General features: G+C 57.7%; 21 protein-coding genes. 11 read left to right on the top strand and 10 right to left on the bottom strand.

Going from position 1 to position 23,895, the window contains the following annotated elements; all coding sequences use genetic code 11:
• From CBB91_RS07860 to CBB91_RS07850, 3 genes are all read right to left on the bottom strand, one after another.
• On the bottom strand, nucleotides 1–1,503 hold a 1,503-nt coding region (locus CBB91_RS07860), incomplete at its 3' end, for a cryptochrome/photolyase family protein (protein WP_273013323.1).
• 12 nt (nucleotides 1,504–1,515) lie between these two features.
• Nucleotides 1,516–2,184, bottom strand: a complete 669-nt coding sequence (locus CBB91_RS07855) for a DUF6134 family protein (RefSeq protein ID WP_273013321.1) — start codon at nucleotides 2,182–2,184, stop codon at nucleotides 1,516–1,518.
• Nucleotides 2,181–2,738, bottom strand: a complete 558-nt coding sequence (locus tag CBB91_RS07850) for a cupin domain-containing protein (RefSeq protein WP_273013319.1) — start codon at nucleotides 2,736–2,738, stop codon at nucleotides 2,181–2,183. The genes CBB91_RS07855 and CBB91_RS07850 overlap by 4 nt, the downstream gene beginning before the upstream one ends.
• Nucleotides 2,739–2,897: 159 nt before the next feature.
• On the opposite strand from CBB91_RS07850, the gene CBB91_RS07845 reads away from it, so the two are divergent.
• From CBB91_RS07845 to CBB91_RS07830, 4 genes are all read left to right on the top strand, one after another.
• Nucleotides 2,898–3,902, top strand: a complete 1,005-nt coding sequence (locus tag CBB91_RS07845; RefSeq protein WP_273013318.1) for a cysteine synthase A — start codon at nucleotides 2,898–2,900, stop codon at nucleotides 3,900–3,902.
• Between the two features lie 3 nt (nucleotides 3,903–3,905).
• Nucleotides 3,906–4,751 (top strand): sulfurtransferase, encoded by an 846-nt coding sequence (locus tag CBB91_RS07840; RefSeq protein WP_273013316.1) that lies wholly within the window; start codon nucleotides 3,906–3,908, stop codon nucleotides 4,749–4,751.
• Nucleotides 4,748–5,905, top strand: a complete 1,158-nt coding sequence (gene metC, locus CBB91_RS07835; RefSeq protein ID WP_273013314.1) for a cystathionine beta-lyase — start codon at nucleotides 4,748–4,750, stop codon at nucleotides 5,903–5,905. Before CBB91_RS07840 ends, metC begins: the two co-directional genes overlap by 4 nt.
• A 28-nt stretch (nucleotides 5,906–5,933) precedes the next feature.
• Entirely contained in the window at nucleotides 5,934–7,352 is a 1,419-nt protein-coding gene (locus CBB91_RS07830; RefSeq protein WP_273013312.1) for a DASS family sodium-coupled anion symporter, read from the top strand.
• 125 nt (nucleotides 7,353–7,477) lie between these two features.
• Here the strand turns inward: CBB91_RS07830 and CBB91_RS07825 are convergent, their stop codons facing one another.
• The gene (locus CBB91_RS07825; RefSeq protein WP_273013310.1) at nucleotides 7,478–8,503 is read right to left on the bottom strand and encodes an NADP-dependent oxidoreductase; all 1,026 of its coding nucleotides are present in this window, start codon (nucleotides 8,501–8,503) and stop codon (nucleotides 7,478–7,480) included.
• Between the two features lie 634 nt (nucleotides 8,504–9,137).
• On the opposite strand from CBB91_RS07825, the gene polA reads away from it, so the two are divergent.
• Complete coding sequence (polA, locus tag CBB91_RS07820) at nucleotides 9,138–11,927, top strand: DNA polymerase I (RefSeq protein ID WP_273013308.1); 2,790 nt, start codon at nucleotides 9,138–9,140, stop codon at nucleotides 11,925–11,927.
• Between the two features lie 56 nt (nucleotides 11,928–11,983).
• Here the strand turns inward: polA and nfsB are convergent, their stop codons facing one another.
• Both nfsB and CBB91_RS07810 read right to left on the bottom strand, forming a co-directional pair.
• The gene (gene nfsB / locus CBB91_RS07815; RefSeq protein ID WP_273013306.1) at nucleotides 11,984–12,649 is read right to left on the bottom strand and encodes an oxygen-insensitive NAD(P)H nitroreductase; all 666 of its coding nucleotides are present in this window, start codon (nucleotides 12,647–12,649) and stop codon (nucleotides 11,984–11,986) included.
• Nucleotides 12,650–12,700: 51 nt separating this feature from the next.
• Nucleotides 12,701–13,540 (bottom strand): DUF4437 domain-containing protein, encoded by an 840-nt coding sequence (locus CBB91_RS07810; RefSeq protein ID WP_273013304.1) that lies wholly within the window; start codon nucleotides 13,538–13,540, stop codon nucleotides 12,701–12,703.
• Between the two features lie 194 nt (nucleotides 13,541–13,734).
• Here CBB91_RS07810 and CBB91_RS07805 point away from each other — a divergent pair, with 194 nt between their 5' ends.
• Both CBB91_RS07805 and CBB91_RS07800 read left to right on the top strand, forming a co-directional pair.
• A complete protein-coding gene (locus CBB91_RS07805) occupies nucleotides 13,735–14,091 on the top strand; it encodes a helix-turn-helix domain-containing protein (protein ID WP_273013302.1) in 357 nt (118 codons plus the stop codon).
• A 159-nt stretch (nucleotides 14,092–14,250) separates the two neighbouring features.
• Nucleotides 14,251–14,943: a response regulator transcription factor gene (locus CBB91_RS07800; RefSeq protein WP_273013300.1), complete on the top strand. Its 693-nt coding sequence runs from the start codon at nucleotides 14,251–14,253 to the stop codon at nucleotides 14,941–14,943.
• A 554-nt stretch (nucleotides 14,944–15,497) separates the two neighbouring features.
• On the opposite strand, the gene CBB91_RS07795 is transcribed toward CBB91_RS07800, so the two are convergent.
• Nucleotides 15,498–15,977 carry a DUF3995 domain-containing protein gene (locus CBB91_RS07795; RefSeq protein ID WP_273013299.1) on the bottom strand — a complete coding sequence of 160 codons (480 nt, stop codon included), beginning with the start codon at nucleotides 15,975–15,977 and terminating at the stop codon, nucleotides 15,498–15,500.
• Nucleotides 15,978–16,087: 110 nt separating this feature from the next.
• Between CBB91_RS07795 and CBB91_RS07790 the strand changes: the two genes are divergently transcribed.
• Together CBB91_RS07790 and CBB91_RS07785 are read left to right on the top strand one after the other, a co-directional pair.
• Nucleotides 16,088–16,552, top strand: a complete 465-nt coding sequence (locus CBB91_RS07790) for a peptidylprolyl isomerase (RefSeq protein WP_035549491.1) — start codon at nucleotides 16,088–16,090, stop codon at nucleotides 16,550–16,552.
• Between the two features lie 28 nt (nucleotides 16,553–16,580).
• Nucleotides 16,581–18,185 (top strand): stimulus-sensing domain-containing protein, encoded by a 1,605-nt coding sequence (locus CBB91_RS07785; RefSeq protein WP_273013296.1) that lies wholly within the window; start codon nucleotides 16,581–16,583, stop codon nucleotides 18,183–18,185.
• 3 nt (nucleotides 18,186–18,188) lie between these two features.
• Here the strand turns inward: CBB91_RS07785 and acs are convergent, their stop codons facing one another.
• The 3 genes from acs to CBB91_RS07770 all read right to left on the bottom strand — a co-directional run bounded on the left by acs (nucleotide 18,189) and on the right by CBB91_RS07770 (nucleotide 22,292).
• Complete coding sequence (gene acs, locus CBB91_RS07780; protein ID WP_273013294.1) at nucleotides 18,189–20,135, bottom strand: acetate--CoA ligase; 1,947 nt, start codon at nucleotides 20,133–20,135, stop codon at nucleotides 18,189–18,191.
• A 120-nt stretch (nucleotides 20,136–20,255) separates the two neighbouring features.
• Nucleotides 20,256–22,022, bottom strand: coding sequence for a sodium:solute symporter family protein (locus CBB91_RS07775; protein ID WP_273013292.1), 1,767 nt, complete (start codon nucleotides 22,020–22,022; stop codon nucleotides 20,256–20,258).
• Between the two features lie 3 nt (nucleotides 22,023–22,025).
• Nucleotides 22,026–22,292 (bottom strand): DUF4212 domain-containing protein, encoded by a 267-nt coding sequence (locus CBB91_RS07770; protein ID WP_273013290.1) that lies wholly within the window; start codon nucleotides 22,290–22,292, stop codon nucleotides 22,026–22,028.
• Nucleotides 22,293–22,557: 265 nt separating this feature from the next.
• Here CBB91_RS07770 and CBB91_RS07765 point away from each other — a divergent pair, with 265 nt between their 5' ends.
• Both CBB91_RS07765 and pth read left to right on the top strand, forming a co-directional pair.
• On the top strand, nucleotides 22,558–23,205 hold the full coding sequence (locus CBB91_RS07765; protein ID WP_273013288.1) for a 50S ribosomal protein L25/general stress protein Ctc: 648 nt from the start codon (nucleotides 22,558–22,560) through the stop codon (nucleotides 23,203–23,205).
• An 86-nt stretch (nucleotides 23,206–23,291) separates the two neighbouring features.
• The gene (pth, locus tag CBB91_RS07760; RefSeq protein ID WP_273013286.1) at nucleotides 23,292–23,894 is read left to right on the top strand and encodes an aminoacyl-tRNA hydrolase; all 603 of its coding nucleotides are present in this window, start codon (nucleotides 23,292–23,294) and stop codon (nucleotides 23,892–23,894) included.
• Nucleotide 23,895: the final 1 nt, after the last annotated feature.

The following is a 23,895-nucleotide window of genomic DNA, read 5'->3' as shown; positions in this document are numbered from 1 at the left end:
CGCTGCACGCGCCTGTATCTGCTTCCGGTCGTCGTCACTCAGTCGGTCAACATTCTTGAGGACAAGACCCATGCGCGGATTAGTCTGCAACACCTCCTGGTTTCGGATCAGGAAATTCCAGTACAGTGCGTTGAACGGGCAAGCGTCGTCTTCTACCCGCCCCTTGTGATTGTATCGGCAGTTGCCACAATAATCCGACATCTTGTTGATATAATTCGCGCTGGCTGCGTAGGGCTTGGAGGCGATCACGCCGCCATCGGCGAATATTGCCATGCCATGCGTATTGGGCAGCTCTACCCATTCATAGGCGTCAGCATAAACGCGCATGTACCAGTTGTTGACCTGATCGGGGTGGATACCTGTTAGCAGCGCAAAATTCCCCGTAACCATCAGGCGCTGAATATGGTGCGCATACGCATGTTCGATGGTTTGCTGGATTGCGTCGGACATACAGGCCATATCGGTTTCGCCAGTCCAGTAGAACTCCGGCATATCATTCTGTGCGTTCAGGAAATTGCTGTTCTTGTATTCCGGCCCCTTGTACCAATACAGCCCCCGCACATATTCGCGCCATCCCAGGATCTGACGAACAAACCCTTCTACAGCGTTCAAAGGCGCGCGCCCTTCCCGCCATGCGGCTTCGGCGCGCTTGCAAAGATCCAGCGGGTCCAGTAGCCCCACATTGAGATACAGCGACAGGATCGAATGCCACATCCACGGCTCCTCCTGTGCCATCGCGTCCTGATAGTCCCCAAACCCCGGAAGAATATCTGANATGAACGCATCTCGCGCAGCCTCNGCCTGCTTTTGTGTGACCCCATAGTTAAAAGGTCTGAGGCGTCCAAAGTTATCCGGAAACTGATCTTCAACCAGATTCATCACCTCCTGCGTGATGTCATCCGGCTCGCAAAACCACCGTTGCGGTGTCTGCTTGGAGTTCGGCAACCGCTTGCGATTNTCCTGNTCGTAATTCCACTCTCCNCCAGCAGGTTCATCGCCATCCATGAGAAGACCGGTTTTACGGCGCATCTCGCGATAGAAATATTCCATACGGAGCTGCTTTCTATCCGCAGCCCAATCAGAGAAATCGTCCAATGTCGCGATGAAGCGCGTATCGTCACGCAGCTCCACTTCAACGTCGAAGAGATCTGGCCAATCTTCCATATCGGCCAGCAGGCGCCATTCACCCGGCTTGGTGACGATCAGCTTCTCCACATCAGACAGGTCTTCGATCGCACGTGAAACTTCCGCTCGCAAAGCCCCCTGATTGTTCTTGTCCGTCAGGTGCACNTAACGAACCGAGAAGCCTTTCTTCTNGAGNTCNNNGGCAAAATGGCGCATCGCAGAAAATACGAAGGCGAGCTTTTTCTTGTGGTGCCCGACATATGTCGCCTCCTCCATAACCTCCGCCATCAGAACAATGTCTGATTCAGGGTTCGCATCTTTCAGGGATGACATGCTNAGCGACAATTGATCGCCCAGAACCAGTATCAGGGACGGCATTTGTAATCTGTGTCAGTACGGCTTTGTAAGCACGTATTCGATGTCCTGACCGCGCGCCTCGAACGCAAGCTTCAGCCAGCGCCCCGCCTCATCATACCACAGCGTCACGTCAATATCGGAGTCCAGCAAGTACCGCGNGGCCTCCACTTCCTCGCCAGCGGCAACGATCACTTCCTTGCCTTGTTCGGACACGGACACATCAAGGATTTCACCATCCTCGGTCGACAAGAGCTCGGTAGCCTGCGTGGCTGCAAAATTCCAGTGACTGGATGGAATGATCGATGCCGCTACCCGGCCGTCAAACTGGGTTCCATCGACGTTCAGTTCATTGCCGGCCCGCGTCNCTGTTACCTGGCCTTCCTTGCCGTCATCATTGACCTCGCCGTTCAGCGAGACAAGTTGGCCATTCTGCCAGACCTCGGTGGCGTCCAATTCGTACTTGAACACCGTGATAGGNCCCAGCCCAGCTTTCAGCAGCACATCCGTCCTGGCTGTCAGTCGACCGTTTGAGTCCTCNCCAAACGTCACCGAGTGCGAGCCGAANGGTTTGCCTTTGCGGAGCACATCAAATTCGATGACATCACCCGGCTCCGGTGTCCACNCACCCCCCGAATTCTTGGCGGCGGCAGGTGAGGCNATCATTGCGGTAGAGGCAAACAGGACTGCGAGTGTGCGTTTCATTGGAAGATTCTCCAGAAATTGTTCGGCCGATGGGCCACGAAGCAGACACAGGCTTCCTCACCGACCGCGGACGGCTTATGCCGCATGCCGGGCTGACCAAGCACGAGATCACCGCGTGAATAGGTCCCATGTCCATCAGAGAAACGCCCGGACAGCACGACGGTTGCTTCCAAATCGCCATGACCATGCATTGGCGCCGATTGTCCCGGGTCCAGCTTCATGAATTTGGTTCCCGGTGCCCCGGCGGATGCGTATTGCACGCCTGACAGGCCGCGCCGCCATTTGAGAGACTCCATGGGCTGCGCCAGCAATCCTGCTGCAGACAAGCCTGACTTTCGCGACTGTACCCGTTTGTGAGCGTATACAGTCCCGCCCGTTTCGGCGATATCAGAAGACTCCAGCAGGACGCCCCCGATCATCGACCAGATATCCGCCGTTTCGGCGCCATCCGGGTTGAGTGCGACGTGCAGATCCGCTGCCAGCGCAAAGGACTCCGGATGGTTCCCAGCAGCGTGGTCCATCATGAAGGCGATATACGTGTCGTTCCGGGTCAAGCGAGGTGTCCTTATATAATAAGTGTCTGTCGCTATCGTTACGCACTGCGACGCTCCTCGGATCACCTTGCANCTGCAGGATTTCCAGCGGTTGTGAAAACGGCCTTTGCGCACTAGCTTCGATGGCACAACAGAACGACCAGAATCGGACCCCTCCTGATGCAGTTTCATCGCTCGGTGATCGACCTTATCGGCAACACCCCCCTGCTCCGTCTCAACCAGGTATCAGACGAAACCGGCTGTGAAATTCTCGGCAAGTGCGAGTTCCTGAATCCCGGTCAATCCGTGAAAGATCGCCCTGCGCTGGGGATCGTGCGTGATGCAGAGGCGTCAGGAGAGCTGAAGCCTGGTGGCACCATCGTCGAAGGCACAGCGGGGAATACCGGCATCGGGCTCGCGCTTGTGGGCGCGGCGCTTGGCTATCGCGTCGTGATTGTCATGCCGCGCACGCAGAGCCAGGAGAAGAAAGACGCCATCCGGCTGCTCGGCGCAGAACTNATCGAAGTTGACGCGGTCCCATACAAAAATCCCAATAATTACCAGCACTTCTCCCGCCGCCTCGCGGAAGACCTCGCCAAGTCAGAGCCGAACGGCGCAATCTGGGCCAANCAATTCGACAATGTNTCNAACCGGAAGGCCCACTACGATACGACCGGCCAGGAAATCTGGACCCAAACCGACGGAAAGCTGGATGCGTTCATCTGCGCTGTTGGCTCCGGAGGTACGCTGGGCGGTGTCTCTCTGGCCCTCAAGGAAAAAAGCAAGGACATCCAGATTGGCATCGCAGACCCCGGCGGCGCCGCATTGTACGAATACTACAAGAATGGCGAGCTGANGTCTGAAGGCACNTCCATCACCGAAGGTATCGGTCAGGGACGGATAACGGCGAACCTTGAGGGCATTGAAGTTGACCGCGCCTACCGCTGCACCGATGAGGAAGCGCTGAATATCCTGTTCGATCTGGTTCGCAATGAAGGCCTCTGCCTTGGAGGTTCCGCCGGGATCAACGTGGCCGGCGCGGTTCAGATGGCAAAGGACCTTGGACCGGGCCACACCATTGTCACCATGCTCTGCGACTATGGCAATCGCTACCAGTCTAAGCTCTACAATCCGGAATTCCTGAAATTGAAGGACCTTCCTGTGCCCGACTGGATGGAGGCCTGATTCATGGAACACGAAGATCCGCTCGTCACCGCCGAATGGCTGAAAGANAACATCACNGCCCCTGATGTCAGAGTGGTCGATGCCACCTGGTTTCCACCTTTCCTCAACATGGAGAAAACCGGGCGCCAGGCCTGGAGCGAAGGCCACATTCCAGGCTCGGTCTATTTCGACATTGACGCGATCAAGGCTGGGGGCACTGACCTGCCGCACATGCTGCCCGACCCGGTGATGTTCTCATCACGCGTCCGCAAACTCGGTATTGGCGACGGCAACCGCATCATTGTGTACGACCAGTTCAAGTTCTTCGCGTCGGCACGCGTCTGGTGGATGTTGCGCGTGATGGGCCAAAAGGATGTGAAGGTCCTCGATGGCGGATTGCAGGCATGGATTGACGCGGGTGGCGAACTCGAAGACCTGCCGCCCGTACCTGTCGAACGCCACTTCACGGCACGTGTGCGCTCCGACTTGGTGAAGGATGCAAACCAGGTTCTCGCAGCCTCAGAGGCCGGGTCTCACACCATCATTGACTCAAGATCACCAGAGCGTTTTTCCGGNGACGCACCGGAGCCACGCGAGGGCCTCCCTTCAGGGCACATTCCGGGCAGCATCTGCCAGCCATCTGGAGAATTGAGAACACCCGACGACAGGCTGAAATCCGCGNACGAGCTTCGGACATTGTTCGCAGATCCGATGGCACCAACGATCNCGACGTGCGGATCCGGCGTATCCGCTGCTGTCACCGCCCTCGCCCTCGCGCGCCTCGGCAATTGGGACGTCGCCGTTTATGACGGGTCATGGACGGAATGGGCCTCTGACAGCTCTCGCCCAATCGCAAAAGGCGCCGCATGACAAAAGACACCGCGACCCGCTTGATCCATACGCGCGGCCGCCGAATGGACCANAAGACCGTCAATCCACCGNTTGAGCGTGCTTCGACAGTCCTGTTCGATACATCTTCTGATCTCTANGGCGCAAAGCCCGGCTATGGACGTATGGGCCTGTCTGTCCACCGCGAGCTCGAAGCCGCGCTATGCGTTCTCGAAAATGCCAGTCACGCAAAGCTGACATCAAATGGATTGCAGGCATGCGCCCTCGCCATCGGCAGTCAGGTGAAGGCTGGCGACCATGTCTTGTTCACGGACTCCGCCTACGGACCAACTGCGCGGTATCTCGAACGCAGGCTGCAGAATATGGGGATAAGCGCGACTCGTTTCCCCCCAAGATGCGGCGCCAACATTGCTGAATACATCCAGCCGAATACGCGCGTCATCTATCTGGAATCTCCAGGCTCCCTGACNTTCGAAATCAGCGACACGCCNGCGATTGTCGAGATTGCAAAAAAGCACNANATCCGGACCATTCTGGACAATACGTGGGGTGCCGGGCTGCTACACANGCCGCTGGANCTTGGCGTCGACCTTTCCGTTCAGGCGCTGACAAAATATGTGGTCGGGCATGCAGATGTATTCGGCGGCGCCGTCATGAGCCGCGACAAGCGTATCGCGCAGGATNTTCTCGATTGCGCAGACGATTGGGGCATCAGCCTTGCCCCGGACGACGCCTATACCGCGCTTCGTGGCTTGCGCAGTTTGAAAACCCGTCTTGATGCCCACGAAGCGGCTGGGCTCAAACTGGCTCATTGGCTGTCTCAACGGAATGAAGTTTCGCAAGTGCTACATCCGGCCCTCGAAGACCATCCGGATCACGCTCTTTGGAAACGGGACTTTTCNGGTTCCAACGGCCTNTTCTCATTCGTTCTGAANGCCACAGGANCAAATGCGCTCAAGCGCTTCTTTGACAGTCTGGAACTCTTCTCCATGGGCTTTTCCTGGGGCGGCTTTGAAAGCCTGATCATCCCTTGCGATCCGCAGCTCAACCGGTCTGCGGATCACTGGATCCACGACAAGGCCGGCCCTTTGTTACGCATCCATGTCGGCCTGGAATCACCGGACGATCTGATTGCCGACCTCGACGCCGGGTTTACTGCGATGCAGGGAGACTAGGGTGCAATTGGGGGCACGGAAAATTGGGTTGCTACTCGGTCCAGCCCTCGCCGGTCTGATGTGGCTGGCCGGTGCACCGGAGGGCTTGAGCGATGCGGCGTGGGGCACAGGCGCCCTCATGGTGTGGATGGCCGTCTGGTGGGCAACCGAGGCTATTCCGATCCCCGCAACATCCCTGCTTCCACTCGTCGTATTGCCTTTGGTCGGTGCAGGGTCTCCAGCCCAGACAGGCAGCGACTACGCGAACCATATCGTTATCCTGCTACTCGGCGGCTTCATCGTCGCTCTGGGTATTGAGCGATGGGGGCTCCACAAGCGGATTGCCCTGAATGTGATCGCGCGGGTCGGCGCGTCTCCGGGGGCGATTGTGTTCGGCTTCATGTTGGCCACTGCCGTATTGTCGATGTGGATATCGAACACGGCATCAACGCTCATGATGGTGCCCATTGCCATTTCAGCCAGCGCGGTGCTGGGCAACATATCGCGACATTTCACGACAGCCCTGATGCTGGGGATTTGCTACGCTGCTTCCATTGGCGGTGTGGCGACACCAATTGGCACGCCGACAAACCTGATCGCGATCAGTTGGCTACAGACCGAGGCGGGCGCGCATATCGGGTTCGCGCAATGGATGGCCTTCGGACTACCCGCCATGGCGCTGTTGCTGCCAGTCGCCTGGTGGAACGTGACACGCGGCATGCCGGCACGTTCAGACAACGCAGATGCCGTCCAGTCGCACGTAAGGACACAGCTCAGCGAACTCGGCGGCATGACGAAGCAGGAAATGCGCGTCGCGATTGTGTTCGGCATAACGGCGACNCTCTGGTTNCTGAGGCTTCCGATACAGATCTTCCTCGAATCTGCGGNCATCGACCTGCTGGCGAATTTTGGCGGCGCGGAAGTCGACATGATGATCGCAATCTTTGGCGGTGTGCTCATGTTCCTGGTCCCGGCAGGCGGCGAGGAAGATCGCGGCCTGCTCGACTGGAAGGAAGCGGAGCAAATTCCCTGGGGCGTATTGCTGTTGTTTGGTGGCGGCATCGCAATGGGCAAGGCGATTTCACGAACTGGTCTCTCGGAGTGGATTGGCGAAAATTTGCGNATATTGGACGTNCTGCCGCCGCTCGTTTTCATCGTGATCGTCGTTGCCCTNGTAATCTTCCTGACAGAGGTGACGTCGAACGTGGCAACGATGACGACGCTCGCGCCCGTGCTCGGATCTCTTGCAGTCGCGCTTGGGACCGCGCCNGAAAGCTTGCTCGCGCCAGCCGCAGTCGCCGCCTCATGCGCCTTCATGCTGCCCGTTGCCACGGCTCCGAATGCGATCATCTATGGGTCTGGGCATGTCACGATACAGCAAATGATCCGCAAGGGATTTTACATCAATCTCGCGGGCATCGTGATCATCGCCGCTGTCGGGTACTGGATTGCACCGCTCGTATTGTAGCGAAGCCCGATGCCTGCCAGCACCGGGCTTCTTTTTGAGCCGACAAGTTCGCGTCCCGCGATCCCAGCTTGTCCGACACCAGACATAGCCAGCACAGCTGAACGCGACCTGAACTCCTTGGTCGGTTAGACTTCAGGTGGCTCGCTGACCTGCACTATCAGCTTGCCCAAATTCTTGCCTTCAAACAGGCGCGACAGACTGCCGGGAGCATTCTCCAGCCCGTGGACGATATCCGTTTCGAACTTGATCTTTCCCTCCATCAGCCATTGAGCCATCTGCTGAATGCCCTCGGGGAAGCGTGGGAAATAGTCGATCACGATGAAGCCCTTCAACAAGGTGCGCCGCATAAGCAAATTCGAAAAGCTGTACGGTCCGGGCACCGGTTCGGTCGCGTTGTACGTGCTGATCAGGCCGCACAGAGGCATACGCGAGAAATCGTTCAGGCGGGCAATCACCTGATCCATGATCTTGCCGCCTACATTCTCGAAATTGATATCGATGCCATCCGGGCAATGCTCGTCCAGCGCTGCGCCGACATTTTCGGATTTATAGTTGATCGCTGCATCAAAGCCGGCGGTCTCGGTCAGCCATCTACACTTCTCATCGCTGCCCGCAATCCCCACGACCCGGCAGCCCTGGATNTTGGCAATCTGACCGACCATCGAGCCGACNGCACCCGCAGCGGCGGACACCACAACCGTTTCACCTGCCTTCGGTTTGGCAATNTCCATNAGGCCAAAATAGGCCGTCATGCCCGTTGCGCCGAGCGGCCCCATATAAGCCGTCAGCGGCACGCCCGGCAGGCGCGGCAGCGCATTCAGGGCCTCGCCCGGCAAGTTCGAATATAGCGACCAGGTGGCAAGTCCCGTGTTCACAATGTCTCCGGGCTTAAGCCCGTCAAACTTGCTTTCCACCACTTCCGCAAGGCCACCGCCTCGCATGGCATCGCCAATACCCACAGGTGGCAGATAGCCATCAACATCACTCATCCAGATGCGGTTGGTGGGGTCCAGCGACAGGTAAATCAACCGCGTGCGCACCTCCCCGTCTTTCAGGGGCTCGAGCGGTGCCTCNACCAATTCGAGATCACCTTCCTTGAGATCGCCCACCGGACGCTGTCGCAGAATCCAGCTTTTGTTCAATTCGGCCATTCATTCCTCCCATGCTTTGAAATGGAGGCTAGGCCAAAACCGCGCTAGCGCAAGACGCCCCGCCGCGTCATCCGCCACGCATAGAACAATAGCAAGGCGGCTATCAGGATGATTATGGCTGCAAATGCNGGGTTTGACGCGCCTTCGGGTACGTCTTTCAAAGACAGGCTGTAGATCATTGATATCGTGGCCCCGGCCAGCGAGACAGCAAATGCCCAAACCGCGTACCGGCTGCGCATCAGCAGAAGTATCGACCCAATCAGAGCGCCCCAGACTCCAAGCGCCCAGATGACGTATTGCCAAGCTGGGAAGGAATAGAAAAAAGCTTGCTGTTCTTCGGTATAGTTCGACATATAAGGCGCCCAGCGTGTCACCGTTGCGGTGAAATCAAACGCGCCAAAACCATTCCATATGGTGGCCAGCACTCCCACCAACCAAAGGTGCCAGGGCGTACCGACTGATTGCGTTTTCGGTGTCTCGTTCATGTTTCCCTCCCAGGATTATGGAGAGAGTTTACGCTGCGTAGCCCCATTGGGCAATTCCACGCCCATGCGCCTGCAATCCTGCGCGCTCAATGGGTGACGCCGTCCTGAAGGCGGGCTAAACAATTCGCCAGAACAAGGAATCCCGACTCATGGCCACTGCCCCCGTCGACAAGGACAGTCACCTCTATCTGGTAGACGCCAGCGCCTACATCTTTCGCGCCTTTCACGCTCTGCCACCGCTGACGCGGGCGAGTGACGATCTTCCCATCGGGGCGGTCAGCGGGTTCTGCAACATGNTGTTCAAACTGCTGGAAGACTTGAAAGGCGACGANCGGCCAACGCATTTCGCCTGCATATTCGACAAGTCCTCNATCACCTTCCGCAATGATCTGTACGACCAGTACAAGGCAAACCGGTCAGAGCCACCGGAAGAATTGCGTCCACAATTCCCCCTGGTCCGCCGCGCCGCCGAAGCATTCGCTGCCCACGCCATTGAGAAAGAAGGATTCGAGGCCGACGATCTGATCGCCACTTATGCCAGACAGGCCGAGGCCAAGGGCGCCCGCGTGACCATCGTCTCGTCCGACAAGGATCTGATGCAATTGGTATCTGACCAGGTCNTCATGCTGGACACNATGAAGAACAAGACNCTCGGCCGNGATGCCGTGTTNGANAAGTTCGGNGTGGGNCCGGAAAAGGTTGTCGACATTCAGTCGCTGGCCGGCGACAGCGTCGACAATGTGCCCGGCGCGCCCGGAATTGGTGTGAAGACNGCGGCGCAATTGCTGGACACTTATGGCGATCTCGAAACCCTGCTGGAGCGGGCCGAGGAGATCAAGCAACCGAAGCGCCGCCAGACCCTGATCGACAATGCGGACCTGATCCGCATTTCGAAACAGCTTGTCACCCTGAAGGATGATGTCCCGCTGGACGTGCCGCTGGAAGACCTGGCTGTGCAGGACCCGGACCCGGACACCTTGATCAGCTTCCTGGAAGAGATGGAATTTCGCACCATCACCCGCCGCGTGCGCGAAATGATGGAACTGGAAGGCGCCATTGAAACCGCTCAGCCTGCGGCAGATCCGATTGAACGGAGCAAATACATCTGCATACGGGATTTTGCTGAACTGGAAGAATGGGTCGCGCGCGCCACAAAACAGGGCTTTGTCGCCGTCGACACGGAAACCGATAGTCTCGACTCCATTGCCGCAAACCTCGTTGGAGTATCGCTCGCGCTATCCCCGAACGAAGCGTGCTACATTCCGCTGGCCCATGTCGACCCTGACANTGCAGGCGATGGTGACATGTTCGGCGCNGACCCACCGCGCCAGATCAGGATGGCGGACGCGCTTCGCGCTTTGAAGCCAATGCTGGAAGACCCGAGTGTTCTGAAGATCGGGCAGAACATCAAATACGACTTGTCCATTTTCGCCACGCACAAGATCAATGTCGCACCGATCGATGACACGATGTTGCTGTCGTACGTGCTGAATGCGGGCAAGCACAATCATGGAATGGATACTCTGTCTGAGCGCTATCTTGAGCACAAGACCATTCCGTTCAAGGAGATTGCCGGCACGGGCAAGTCCCAGAAAACGTTCGACCAGATCGCGCTGGACAAGGCGACCGAATATGCCGCCGAAGATGCCGACATCACATTGCGCCTATGGCAGGTCTTCAAGCCGCAGCTACGGACCGAGAAAGTGACGACAGTCTACGAGACTCTGGAACGACCGCTCGTACCGGTGCTGGCAAAAATGGAACAGGAAGGGATCAAGGTAGACCGCGATCACCTGTCTCGCCTGTCTTCCGACTTTTCTCAACGCATGGCCGCGCTCGAAGCAGATGCCTATGAGCAGGCCGGCCGCGAATTCAATATCGGCAGCCCGAAACAATTGGGCGAAATCCTGTTCGACGAGATGGCGCTTGAAGGCGGCAAGAAAACCAAGACTGGCGCGTGGCAAACCGACGCCGATGTGCTGGAAGGGCTCGCCGCAGAGGGTCACGCCCTGCCCCGCACCATCGTCGATTGGCGCGGATTATCGAAGTTGCGATCGACATACACAGAAGCATTGCAAGCGGCGATCAACCCAAAGACAGGCCGCGTCCACACCAGTTTTTCCATGGCCGTTGCACAAACAGGCCGCCTCTCATCTACGGATCCGAACCTGCAGAACATCCCCGTCCGCACCGAAGAAGGCCGCAAGATCCGCGAAGCTTTCATTGCCGATGAGGGAAATGTCCTGGTCAGCGCCGACTATAGCCAGATCGAACTACGTATCCTGGCGCACATAGCCGACATCGATGCGCTTAAGAATGCCTTCCGCGATGGTCTCGACATTCACGCCATGACGGCCAGTGAAATGTTTGGTGTGCCAATTGAAGGCATGGATCCGATGGTCCGCCGTCAGGCCAAGGCGATCAATTTCGGGATCATCTATGGCATTTCCGGCTTCGGCCTGGCGCGCCAACTGGGCATTCCACAGGGCGAAGCCAGCGAATACATCAAGACGTACTTCAAACGCTTCCCCGGCATCCGCGCCTATATGGACGAAACCAAGGCATTCGCCAAAGAGAATGGTTTTGTGACGACCGCCTACGGACGTAAAATCAATCTGTCCGGCATCAAGTCAAAAGGCCCTCAACGCTCCTTCGCTGAACGTCAGGCCATCAACGCACCGATTCAGGGCTCGGCCGCCGACATTATCAAACGCGCCATGATCCGGATGCCGGAGGCGCTGGCCAAGGCANGCTTGTCGGCGCGCATGCTGTTGCAGGTACACGATGAGCTCGTCTTCGAATGCCCGGAAAAAGAAGCCGACGCGCTGATCGACACCGTGAAAGCCACGATGCAGGGCGCCGCCGGTCCGGCGCTTGAATTGTCAGTGCCGCTCGTCGTGGATGCACGCGCCGCCAGCAACTGGGCCGAAGCGCACTGACCCGGAAGGTTCAGGGTCCGCCCCGGGGCAGACAAGTGACCGGGACGGCTACTGGACTAAACTTCCGTCAGGATATCCGAATACGGAAGACGAGATTTCGGAAGGGAGGCGTTATAGTCCTGCTCCGGGTCATGATAGCCGAGCGGCACGACGAACANGGCGGAATAGCCTTTCTCGCGCAGGCCGAACTCGGCATCCAGAACCGGTATCTCAATCCCCTCCATCGGCGTTGCGTCCACACCCAGCGCTGCAGCGCCCAACAGGAATTGTCCTAGGTTGAGATAGACCTGCTTGTCCATCCAGTGCTGGACATCCTTGAAGTCCTGCTTGTGCAGATTCACGAACAGGGAGCGCCCGCCATGCATGGCCGGCTTATGGGTTTCCTTGTCCGCATCGAAGCGGCCGTCTTTGTCTTCCTGCTCCAGCACGTGCTGCAGATAGTCTTCATCTACGGCCAGACGGCTGGCAAACACCACAACATGCGAGGCGTTGAGGATGGACGGGCGATTGAAAGGATACTTCTCCGTCGCCTTGGCAACGCGCGCCTTGCCCTCCTGCGTGGAGGCGATGACGAAATGCCAAGGCTGAATGTTCGTGCTGGACGGGCTGAAGCGCAGCAATTCTTTCAGCTTCTCGACCGTTTCGTCCGGAATGCGACGGTTCGGATCGTACGCCTTCGTTGTATGTCGTTTTTTTGCATAGCAGGTGATATCATGTTCCATGAGATAGTCCTTTCAAGGAGAAAATTTGGAGAAAGTTTCGGGAGGGAAGGGTCAGTTCCGAGCAGAGGTGATCTTGAAATGTCCTTCGCTGCGAACATAAAATAAACAGTCCGCCTCGGCGTTGCACACGAACACATTCGCAGCGTCCGGCGCGCCTGACACAAAACTGCCGGGCACCAGCTCATGCTTTGCATGCGCATCGCCAATCTGAACTTCGGATTTTCCAGAAATCGAGACGACCTTGATGCCTGCCTGGTCAGTGGACAGACGAACAGACTGTCCAGCACGTATCTTCACTAAAGTGCCGCGGGCGCTGGTATCTGTTTCACCTCCCCAAAGGAAAGCAACATCAGCGCCGCCACCCTGCTCGACCCAGGAGAGATCAGATGCGTCCAGCCAGACCAGGTTTGACCGGTCCAGATTTACAGGGCGCTCGCCATTGTCGAATGCGTTTTCGGTTGGTTCGACCAGATAAGGGCCTTCATCGATTTCAATATAGGCCATGTTGAACGCGCCCTGGGCCGACGTGATGTGCGCCTCTCCTGCTGGCTGCGTCCAGAAAGACCCGGCGGGCAGCCACATATCCGCCGCTCCCGGATCATCATTGTGAATTCGTCCCTCAATCACGATACCGCGGTAAGTCACGTTGTGAATATGTGGTGGGGAGGAGAAGCCTTGCTTGAACTGAACAAGGAACCCGGAAGCCCCCTCTGCCGCGCGATCTCCCCAGAGCGTTCCGGCTCTCGGGCTCGCATCACCACGGGCGGGATTGAGAGGGCCCCATTCCACGTCAGAGGTCAAAACGATTTCGGAGTGCGACGGTGTACCCTGAACCTGCTGGGCGGTGGCACATGCCCCCATCAGCGAGACGACCAACACAGCGCATCCCATTCNGGAGACTGCATTTGGTATTGAGGGAAGTGAATTCAGAGGCATGAGTGATCCTTCCACGCGGCGGGTTCTATGGTGGCGTATGGCACGCCAGATGGGTTCAATCAGTTGACGCCCTCCGATTTATTCATACAAACTGAATGCGCAAGTACGCACAATTTTGGCCTATACGCACAGAAAGTATACTGTAAGACATGACCCGCTTCGAAAAATATGACTGTTCCGCTGGCTGCCCGGTCGAGGCGGCCCTGGAAGTGATCGGCGGAAAGTGGAAGGGCGTCACGCTCTTCCATTTGCTGGACGGCGTGAAGCGCTTCAATGAATTGCAGCGCGATGTCGGCAACGTCACCCAGCGCATGCTGACCAAGCAACTGCGCGAGCTGGAAGATGCCGGTCTCGTCCACCGNGANGTCTATCCNGTGGTNCCNCCNAAGGTCGAATACAGCCTGACGACAAAAGGCGAAACATTGCGACCTATCCTGAATGCTCTGAAAGAATGGGGCGAAGAGCACGTATTCNCCGCGCCAGAACCNGCGACCAATNTCCCTTAAATTGCCGTAATGTGAGCTCGCGGATGCCTTGATCCCTTGATTTCATTGCAATTGCGATGAAGGAGGGCTTTTGCCGTGACGCGAACCATGTTTGAACACCGTAATGTGAGACGGCCAGATCCCGCGCGCGGATATGCTGTGGCTGAGAAGGATAGACCGATGACGACTTTGGCACTGGTGGATGACGACGAAAACATCGTTGCGTCTCTGAAGATCTTTTTCGAGGCCGAAGGCTACAATGTCCGCACCTATCATGATGGTGAAGCCGCCCTGCCCGCATTGACCGAAACACCGCCAGATATNGCCATTCTGGATGTGAAGATGCCACGTATGGACGGCATGGAACTGCTGCGCCGCCTGCGCCAGACATCGGAATTGCCCGTCATNTTCCTGACCTCCAAGGATGAGGAAATCGACGAGGTCATCGGCTTCAACATCGGCGCTGACGATTTTGTGCGCAAGCCCTGCTCCAATCGTCTGCTGGCCGAACGCGTGAAAGCGGTGCTGCGCCGCGCGCGCGGTGGCGTTGCAGGCACGGAAGAAGGCGANCAAAAGCCGATCGTCCGCGGGAAACTGACACTCGACCCAAACCGTCATGCCTGCACATGGGATGGCCATCCTGTCCGCCTGACGGTCACCGAATTCTTGATCCTGCAAGCCTTGGCCCAGCGCCCTGGATACGTGAAAAGCCGCGACCAACTGATGGACGCCGCCTATGACGACCAGATCTANGTCGACGACCGTACCATCGACAGCCACATCAAGCGCCTTCGCAAGAAGTTCCGCGAAGTGACCGATGAATTCGATGCGATCGAGACCCTCTATGGCGTCGGCTACCGCTANACTGAATAGACTCGGCGTTACCGAAATTTATATTGGCGGGGCGGGCGATACCCGCACGCGCCTCGTCGCGACCTTTGCTGAAACCCGGCAACGTNTGTTTGCGCANGATGCACATCGCAAGGCGCATTATTTCCCGCACTACGCCCCCCACCGATGCCTGAAGTGCGCACGTCAGGCGGTCGCCGCTGGACGCCGACTGGTATTGATCGGCCATAGCTGGGGCGGCGACACGGCGTTACGGGTGCTGAGGTCTCTCAACCCCGAATTTGTTGACCTGCTTGTCTGTGTGGACCCTGTTCCCAAATCGCGGCTCAATCCGCCACCGACACCGCGTAACGCCAGGCACATCATCCATGTCGATGCGCGGCCAACCCGCCCAAACCAGTCAGACAGCGTGAAAGATCTCGGCCAGTGGATCGGGGGCACACTGCACCGGCGCCTTGCAATTGCGCACACTCAAATCGTCGCCGACCTGAACCATTTTGCATTTGCGCAAATGATGGCCTCCCCGGATGACAACGGATTGTCTGCGATAGATTACATCAATCAACTTGGAGACCGTTTCAGCCGCCCCCGAACCGCCAACTCCAGTTCGGCAAGCTGATGACCAGCAATAGAAAGCCCAATCCGATCAGGAAACTCAGAGGCGAATATACGCGGCGGTTCAGGCTCAGGAATGGCAATTCTGGCGCTGACCGTTCAAAAGCTGGCAACACGCCAATAATTCCTCGCCCCAGAAACACGAGCGCAGCCGCCAGTCCCGCCAGCGCCAGCGCCGCCTTGTGCAAGAACAGCAATTCCGTAGCGAACACATGTCCGCCGAGCAGACCCGCCAGCGCTGCCGCCGCAAACAAACAAAACGCAACGCCCGCACAAGACAGCGAAGACGGCATTTTCGTGATGCCTCTACGCCCAACAACAGCGCGCGCCAGCGCCTGTTCATTTGCGCAGGGAAAACTGCTGCCCAGCGCCCACAGAAGATGCAACACTCCCAGCGCGACCAGGATTGAAACAAGGATCAAAGATGTGATGGGCGCAAACATGTCTACACTCCCGAGGCTTGGCGACACTTCTAAAATGCGTCGACCACTTGCCGTTCCCTCCATCATTCAATAGCCAGACTTCAGATTAGCACAAGCAATAGGATAACTTCATGGCAGACCCGGAAAACACCCTGCTTCTCGAAACCTCAAAAGGATCGGTGAAGATTGAGCTTCGCCCAGACCTGGCCCCCGGTCACGTCGAGCGCATCAAGGAACTGGCGCGCGAAGGTTTCTATGACGGCATCATCTTCCACCGCGTTATTGACGGCTTCATGGCACAGGTCGGTTGCCCACAAGGCACGGGCATGGGCGGATCGTCCAAACCGGACCTGAAAGCCGAATTCAACGCAGAGCCACACGTCCGGGGAACATGCTCCATGGCGCGCACATCTGCGCCCCATTCGGCCAACAGCCAGTTCTTTATCTGCTTTGACGACGCCCGGTTCCTCGACCGCCAATATACTGTCTGGGGTCAGGTAACCGAAGGCATGGATGTCGTTGATCAACTGGCCAAGGGCGAGCCACCGCGCAATCCCGACCAGATCGTCAGCATGAAAGTCGCTGCGGACGCCTGATCGAAGGCACGCAGTCAGGCAGGCCAGGATGGCGAACGGTAAAGTCAGTCGTAAAGCGATCGCGCGGCATGGATCGAAAGTATTCGGTTCGCGCATCGCCCGGCTGATCTTCGCGTCCAACCTGGCCGGCCTTGCCATCCTCATCATCGGCGCGATGGTTCTGAATGAAATGCGCGCCGGTTTTGTCGTCTCCAAGAAGCAGGATCTTGTCGCGCAGGCGCAAATCTTCACGAGTCTTCTGGGCGACGATGCCACAACACCTGCGCCCCTGTTGGACGTCGAAGCTGCCCGGCAGACTATTGTCCGGCTGAACCTGCCTGAACGAGTTCGCGCCCGCATCTATACGCCGGACGGCGAATTGGTTGGCGACAGCTTCTATCTCTCTGAACGCGTAGATATCGACGCCCTGCCCCCGTTGCAGGAACCAAGCGATTTTGCCCGGCTCGGCGCGAGCCTCTCGGAATGGGCAAGTGACACGCTCGGCCCGATCATGCCACGGCGCAGCTCCGAAGCGTTGGTTGCGCAGAGTTTTGAAGAGGAATTCGAGATTGCCGTCCGCGGACAAGAAGCCGCCAGCCAGCGTTTTTCGGATCGTGGTCAGCGCATCATCTCGGTCTCAATGCCGATCCAGCGAGTGTCCGCCGTTGTCGGAGTACTGACGCTGGAATCAAATGATATCGACGAAATCATACGGTCTGAACGCGCCGCCCTTATCCCGTTCATTGGCGTAGCCGTACTCGTCGCGTTTATCACATCCGTTCTTTTGACGCTCGGAATCGCGCGCCCCTTGCGCCGGCTTTCAGTGGCGGCTGACCGNATCAAGGCCGGAACATCTGACAGTATCGATATCCCGGCGCTCAATAGTCGCAAAGACGAAATCGGCAATCTCGCCGAGTCCATGCAAANCATGACCGAAGCGCTNCTGGAACGCATTCAGGCCAACGAACAATTCGCAGCGGACGTGGCGCACGAACTGAAGAATCCTCTCACTTCNATNCGGTCCGCTGTTGAAACAGCCGAACGGGTTCAGGACGATCCTGTCGCTCTGGAACGGCTCCGCCAAGTGATTGCACAAGACGTGAAGCGCCTTGACCGTCTGATTACAGACATTTCAAACGCGTCCCGCCTCGAAGCTGAAATGACGCGCGTACCGACCGAGCAAATGGATATTGCCGGTTTCGTNCACNACGTCGTGCAGACNTATGAGGGGCTCNGCCGGGATGATCGGTCGGTCCATGTCGAATTCCGCGACGATACGATGGGTGCGCGGCTTCTCGTGCGCGGTCGNGATGGCCCACTGGGCCAGGTCGTCCGAAACCTGATCGACAATGCGCGNTCATTCTCTCCAGAAGGCGGCGAAGTGTTCGTCATCGTCGACCAGAGCAATGATGGNCCACAAACCATCGCCCGCATCATGGTTGAGGACAGCGGCCCNGGCATTCCGGAAGACAAGCTCGAAAAGATTTTCAGTCGCTTCTATACGGACCGCCCCGCCGGAACCGCGTTCGGCAACAATTCCGGACTGGGNCTCTCCATTGTGCAGCAGATCGTNACGACGCATCGCGGGAAAGTCTGGGCCGAAAACCGCGCCGAGGGCGGCGCGCGTTTCGTGGTCGACCTTCCCGCAATCTAGCCCCTAGCGATTTTGACGGTTCTCGATCAGGTCATCGACCACTTCGGGTTCAGCCAGCGTAGATGTATCCCCAAGGTTCGAATACTCATTCTCGGCAATCTTGCGCAGGATACGTCGCATGATCTTGCCGGAGCGCGTCTTCGGCAGACCCGGAGCAATCTGAATCAAATCCGGGCTCGCAATCGGGCCAATCTCCTGGCGCACATGCTGAATCAGGTTTTTTACCAGCGCGTCGTCGACATCAACTCCCTGGCGCAGGGTGACATAGGCATAAATGCCCTGCCCCTTCACATCATGGGGGTAGCCTACAACAGCAGCTTCNGCGACCGCATCATGACTGACGAGCGCGCTTTCGACTTCAGCAGTCCCCATCCGGTGACCTGACACATTGATCACATCATCCACGCGTCCGGTGATCCAGTANAATCCATCCTCATCCCGNCGACAGCCATCGCCCGTGAAATAGGTTCCGGGATAAGCGGTAAAGTATGTATCGATGAAGCGCTGATGATCCCCATAAACAGTGCGCATTTGCCCTGGCCAACTGTCCGTGATCAGCAGATTTCCATCAGCCGCCCCCTGCAGCTCGGTTCCGTCCGCATCGACCAAAACAGGCTTGATACCGAAGAATGGGTGGCTGCCGGCTCCCGGCTTCATATCCGTTGTGCCCGGCAAGGGGACAATCATCGTACCGCCGGTCTCGGTCTGCCACCACGTATCCACGATGGGGCATCGCTGCTCACCGACAACATGAAAGTACCATTCCCAGGCTTCGGGGTTGATCGGCTCGCCGACGGTCCCCAACAATCGGATGGATTTGCGTGACGTCTTGTTGACCGGCTCCTCGCCTTCTCGCATCAGCGCGCGGATAGCAGTCGGCGCGGTGTAAAAGATCGTAACGTTCTGTTCGTCACACACCTGCCAGAAACGTGACGCGTCGGGATAGGTCGGCACGCCTTCGAAGACGAGGCTGGTCGCACCATTCGCAAGCGGTCCGTACACGATATAGGTATGACCCGTCACCCAACCGACATCGGCCGAGCACCAGAATACGTCGTCCTCTTTCAGGTCAAAGACATATTCGTGCGTCATCGANGCCCAGACCAGATACCCACCGGTCGTGTGCAACACGCCCTTGGGCTTTCCAGTGGACCCCGACGTGTAAAGAATGAATAGCGGGTCTTCGGCGTTCATTGGCTCTGGCGGGCAATCCGAAGAAATGCCTTCCGCGGCCTCGTGCAGCCAATGATCGCGGCCTTCTTTCANGCCGACNTTTGCGCCCGTGCGCTTGACCACCAACATCTTCTCGACCATGCCGCCTGCAATCTCTGCAGCCTTGTCCGCGTTGACCTTCAGCGGCACTTTCCGGCCGCCGCGCACGCCCTCATCTGCGGTGATCAGGAACTTTGATTCACAATCCGTGATCCGCCCGGCCAAGGCTTCCGGGCTAAAGCCACCAAAGACAACGGAGTGGACCGCCCCGATGCGCGCGCAAGCGAGCATGGCGTATGTCGCCTCCAGGATCATGGGCATGTAGATCGTGACCCGGTCGCCCTTCTGCACGCCCAGCTTCTTGAGCACATTGGCGAACTTGCACACCGCCGTGTGAAGCTGGCGGTAGGTCATCTTGTGCGTCATGCCGGGCTCATCCCCCTCCCAGATGAGCGCAACCTTATCCCCGCGAGTTTCAAGGTGCCGGTCCAGGCAATTGGCAGACACATTCAGAACGCCATCCGAATACCACTTCACGTGCAAATCGCCCGTCTCCCACGAGACATCCTTCACGACCGTATAGGGTTTGATCCAGTCGAGCCGCTTGCCATGCTCGNCCCAGAATGCTTCCGGGNCCGCGATCGATGCCTCATACATCTCGCGATACTTGNCCGGAGTCAGGTTTGCCTTGGCTGCAAACTCTGCAGGTACCGGATAGGTTTTCGCTGTTTCGGTCATGAACGCCTCGTGGTCTGTTGTTTCCTGCATACGCTTATTGCCGCGATGATGCGCCCCCTCGCATCAACGTCAACATCCAGATTCGGGAAAACCCGGGGACTTTCCAAAATTTCAGCTTGGTCAGCTCGGCATCTGGGCCGCGTCTCCCGCGCCATGTGGCCTGCGAGTCCCCGGCACGCGGATGTCCTCGACCAGATCNTGAACCTCCTGTGGAGGCGCTGGTGTAAACAGAGCGACGACGACGCCCACGNTCAGCGAAACAAACATGAACAGGAAGCCGATCCCTTCAGGCGACACGCCGAACCACCAATTTACAGGATCCGTGTCCACGAACTTGAAATAATAGATATAGCTGAACGTGGAGACGAGCCCGGTGAGCATGGAGGCGATTGCCCCTTCCCGGTTCATGCGCTTCCAGAAGATTCCCAGCACGATAACGGGAAACAGCGATGCAGCCGCCAGCCCGAAGGCGAAAGCCACAACCTGCNCAACAAAGCCGAGCTTGGCAGTGTTCATCCCCATGATTCCGGCCAGGATGACTGCACCCGCCGCCGATGCCCTGGCGACCCGCAACTCATCCTTGTCGGACATGCTGGTGAAGAAGGTCCGCCGACACAGATCATGCGAGATGGATGACGAAATCACCATNAACAGACCTGCCGCNGTAGACAGCGCTGCCGCCAAACCACCCGCCACAACCAGGCCAATCACCCAGTCCGGAAGATTGGCGATGGACGGATTGGCCATCACGAAGATGTCGCGATCCAGTTTCGTCACTTCGTTCTCGTCACCCGCTCGATACTGGATGACGCCGTCGCCATTCTTGTCCTCAACACCGAGCAAACCGGTTCTTTCCCAATCCTTGAACCATTCGGGAATTGGTTTTCCGCCTTCCGCAACGATCTCCGCAGCTTCGGCGACATAATCTGCATCGTCCGCGACATAGGTCGACTCGTTGACGGTATCGATGAAGTTCAGTCGCGCGAAAGAAGCCACCGCTGGCGCCGTTGTATAAAGCAGGGCAATGAAGACCAGTGCCCACCCCGCAGACACGCGCGCAGCGCGAGGACTGGAAACGGTGAAGAAGCGTATGATGACATGCGGNAGCCCNGCCGTTCCGAACATCAGCGCGCCTGTGATGGCGAACATGTCGATCATCGTTTTGTTGGTTTGCGTGTATTCCTGAAACCCAAGGTCCTGAACCACCGTGTTCAACTTCTCCAGCATGGCCACATCTTCCCCACGCACGTTCGAAATGAACCCCAATTGCGGCACGGGATTTCCGGTGATGATGAGAGAGATGAAGATCGCCGGAACGGTATAGGCGAAGATCATCACACANTATTGCGCCACNTGTGTGTAGGTGATGCCCTTCATNCCNCCGAGCACGGCATAGACGAACACGATCGCCATCCCCACCATGATGCCAGTGTTGAACTCAACGCCGAGGAAGCCGGAGAACGCCACCCCCACCCCCTTCATCTGACCGGCGATATAGGTAAACGACACGAAAAGCGCGCAGATCACAGCGATCAGACGCGCCGCGGTCGAGTAATAGCGGTCACCTACGAAATCCGGCACGGTGAACTTGCCGAACTCCCTCAGGAATGGCGCAAGCAACAGGGCGAGCAGGACGAACCCGCCGGTCCACCCCATCAGGTAGACTGAGCCGCCATACCCCAGGAATGCGATCAGTCCCGCCATCGACAAGAAGGACGCGGCGGACATCCAGTCTGCCGCCGTTGCCATTCCATTCACGGTCGGATGCACATCATGGCCGGCGACATAGAAATCATTCGTTGATCCCGCCCGTGCCCACAAGGCGATGGCGATATAGGTGCCGAAAGTGCCGACCACCCAGAAGTACGTCCAGAAATCCAGCCCCACCGTTTATGCCCCCACGCCGTACTTCTTTTCGAGGCGGTTCATTGCGCGGCAATAATAGAAGATGAGCACGACGAAGACATAGATTGCCCCATTTTGCGCGAACCAAAAGCCGAGCGGCGCGCCGCCAATCGAGAAATTGTCGAGCAGATCGCGAAACAGGATGCCAGCCCCGTACGAGACGGCGAACCAGATCACGAGCAGGCTGAGGGTCAGGCGGACCACAGCACGCCAATACCTTTTCTTGTCGACCTCTGTCGGCAATTGAGACATGGATTTTCCTCCCTGGCCGTCTGCGCAGCCCTTGTTACAAACAAGCTGCACGAATGCTGTGAATTGATAAAGGGATTTTCGGAAACCGCGCTAAAGGCAACGTTGAAACCTGCCTCCTTGCCGCACATGCCGCTGAAGCCTTGCCATTACTGGCCTTATGGGCTATCCGCGCGCCTTCAGAAACGGCGGCGCAAGGCCGTGCGTGTCAGCTTCTTACCTCATCAACGGAAAATGAGAGGCGGAGTCGAGGGCGAAAGGAAAACCCATGTCCAAATCAAACATCACCTTTAACGTCGAATTGCGCGAGCGCACCGGCACAGGCGGTTCCCGCGCAGCGCGCCGCGAAGGCCTCGTCCCAGGCGTTCTCTATGGCGGCGGCGAAGATCCGGTTGCGATCTCCCTGAAGCGCAACGAAGTGCTGAAAGCCATCGAGACGGGCCATTTCCTGTCCTCGACCGCAACGCTCGTCCACAAAGGCGAAAAGCAACTCGTTATCCCGCAAGCCATCCAGATGCACCCGGTTTCCGACCAGCCGATGCANGTTGACCTGTTCCGCGTCAGCCGCGACCAGAAGATCAAGGTGGAAGTCCAGGTTCACTTCGTGGGCGAGGAAGTCTCTCCAGGCCTCAAAAAAGGTGGCACACTCAACGTTGTGCGCCACACCGTCGAACTGCTCGTACCTGCCGGCAACATCCCGGAGTCGCTTGAAGCTGACGTTTCCACGCTCGAAATCGGCGACAACGTCAAGATCTCCGACATCAACCTGCCGGGCGATGCGGAACCGACCATCACCGACCGTGACTTNACCATCGCGACCATTGCTGGCCGCACAGCAGCCGCAGCAACCACCGACGAAGAAGGTGATGAGGCAGACGGTGAAGCCGCAGAAGCCAGCGAAGAGTCTGAAGACTGATCCAGGCGATTTGGTCCCGTGTGTCCGGCCTTCTGGGGCTGGGCACACAGCCAGACCCTGCTAATTCGGAAGAGGGAGGCCCCATCGTGCTCATTCTTTCCGGTCAGGGAAATCCAGGCGAAAAGTATGCGAAGAACCGGCACAATGCCGGTTTTCTCGTTTTGGACGAGATCCATGCCGCCTACGGGTTCCAGCCTTGGCGCTCCAAATTTGNAAGCGAGATCGCAGAGGGCTTTGTCGGTCCGGACCGCGTAAAAACNCTGCTCGTCAAACCCCAGACCTTCTACAACGAAACCGGGCGCGCGCTCTCAAAGGTCGCCCAGTTCTACAAGCTGTCTGCGGANGACATTGTGGTTCTGCATGACGAGATCGATCTTGCCCCCGGACGCCTGCGCCTGAAGCAAGGCGGTGGTCATTCAGGAAATAACGGCATCCGGTCAATGATCGCCCATTTCGGTGAGAATTTCCGACGCGTCCGCATTGGGGTCGGGCATCCCGGCGACAAATCGCGCGTCATGCCCTACGTTCTCTCCGATTTTTCAAAAGCAGATCACGACTGGTTTGATCCACTCGTCAAAGCGATTTCCGACGCCCTCCCCTTCCTGGCAGGCGGCAATGACGAACGCTTTCAGACGGAGGTAATGCGCTTGGCGCCTGCCCCCAAGAACGACCCGAAACAACAGCGCTGAA

Source organism: Hyphomonas sp. TMED31 (assembly GCF_002172815.1).
Classification (GTDB): domain Bacteria; phylum Pseudomonadota; class Alphaproteobacteria; order Caulobacterales; family Hyphomonadaceae; genus Hyphomonas; species Hyphomonas atlantica.
The sequence above is the reverse complement of the archived record's forward strand: the minus strand, read 5'-3'. Positions and strand labels throughout refer to the sequence as shown.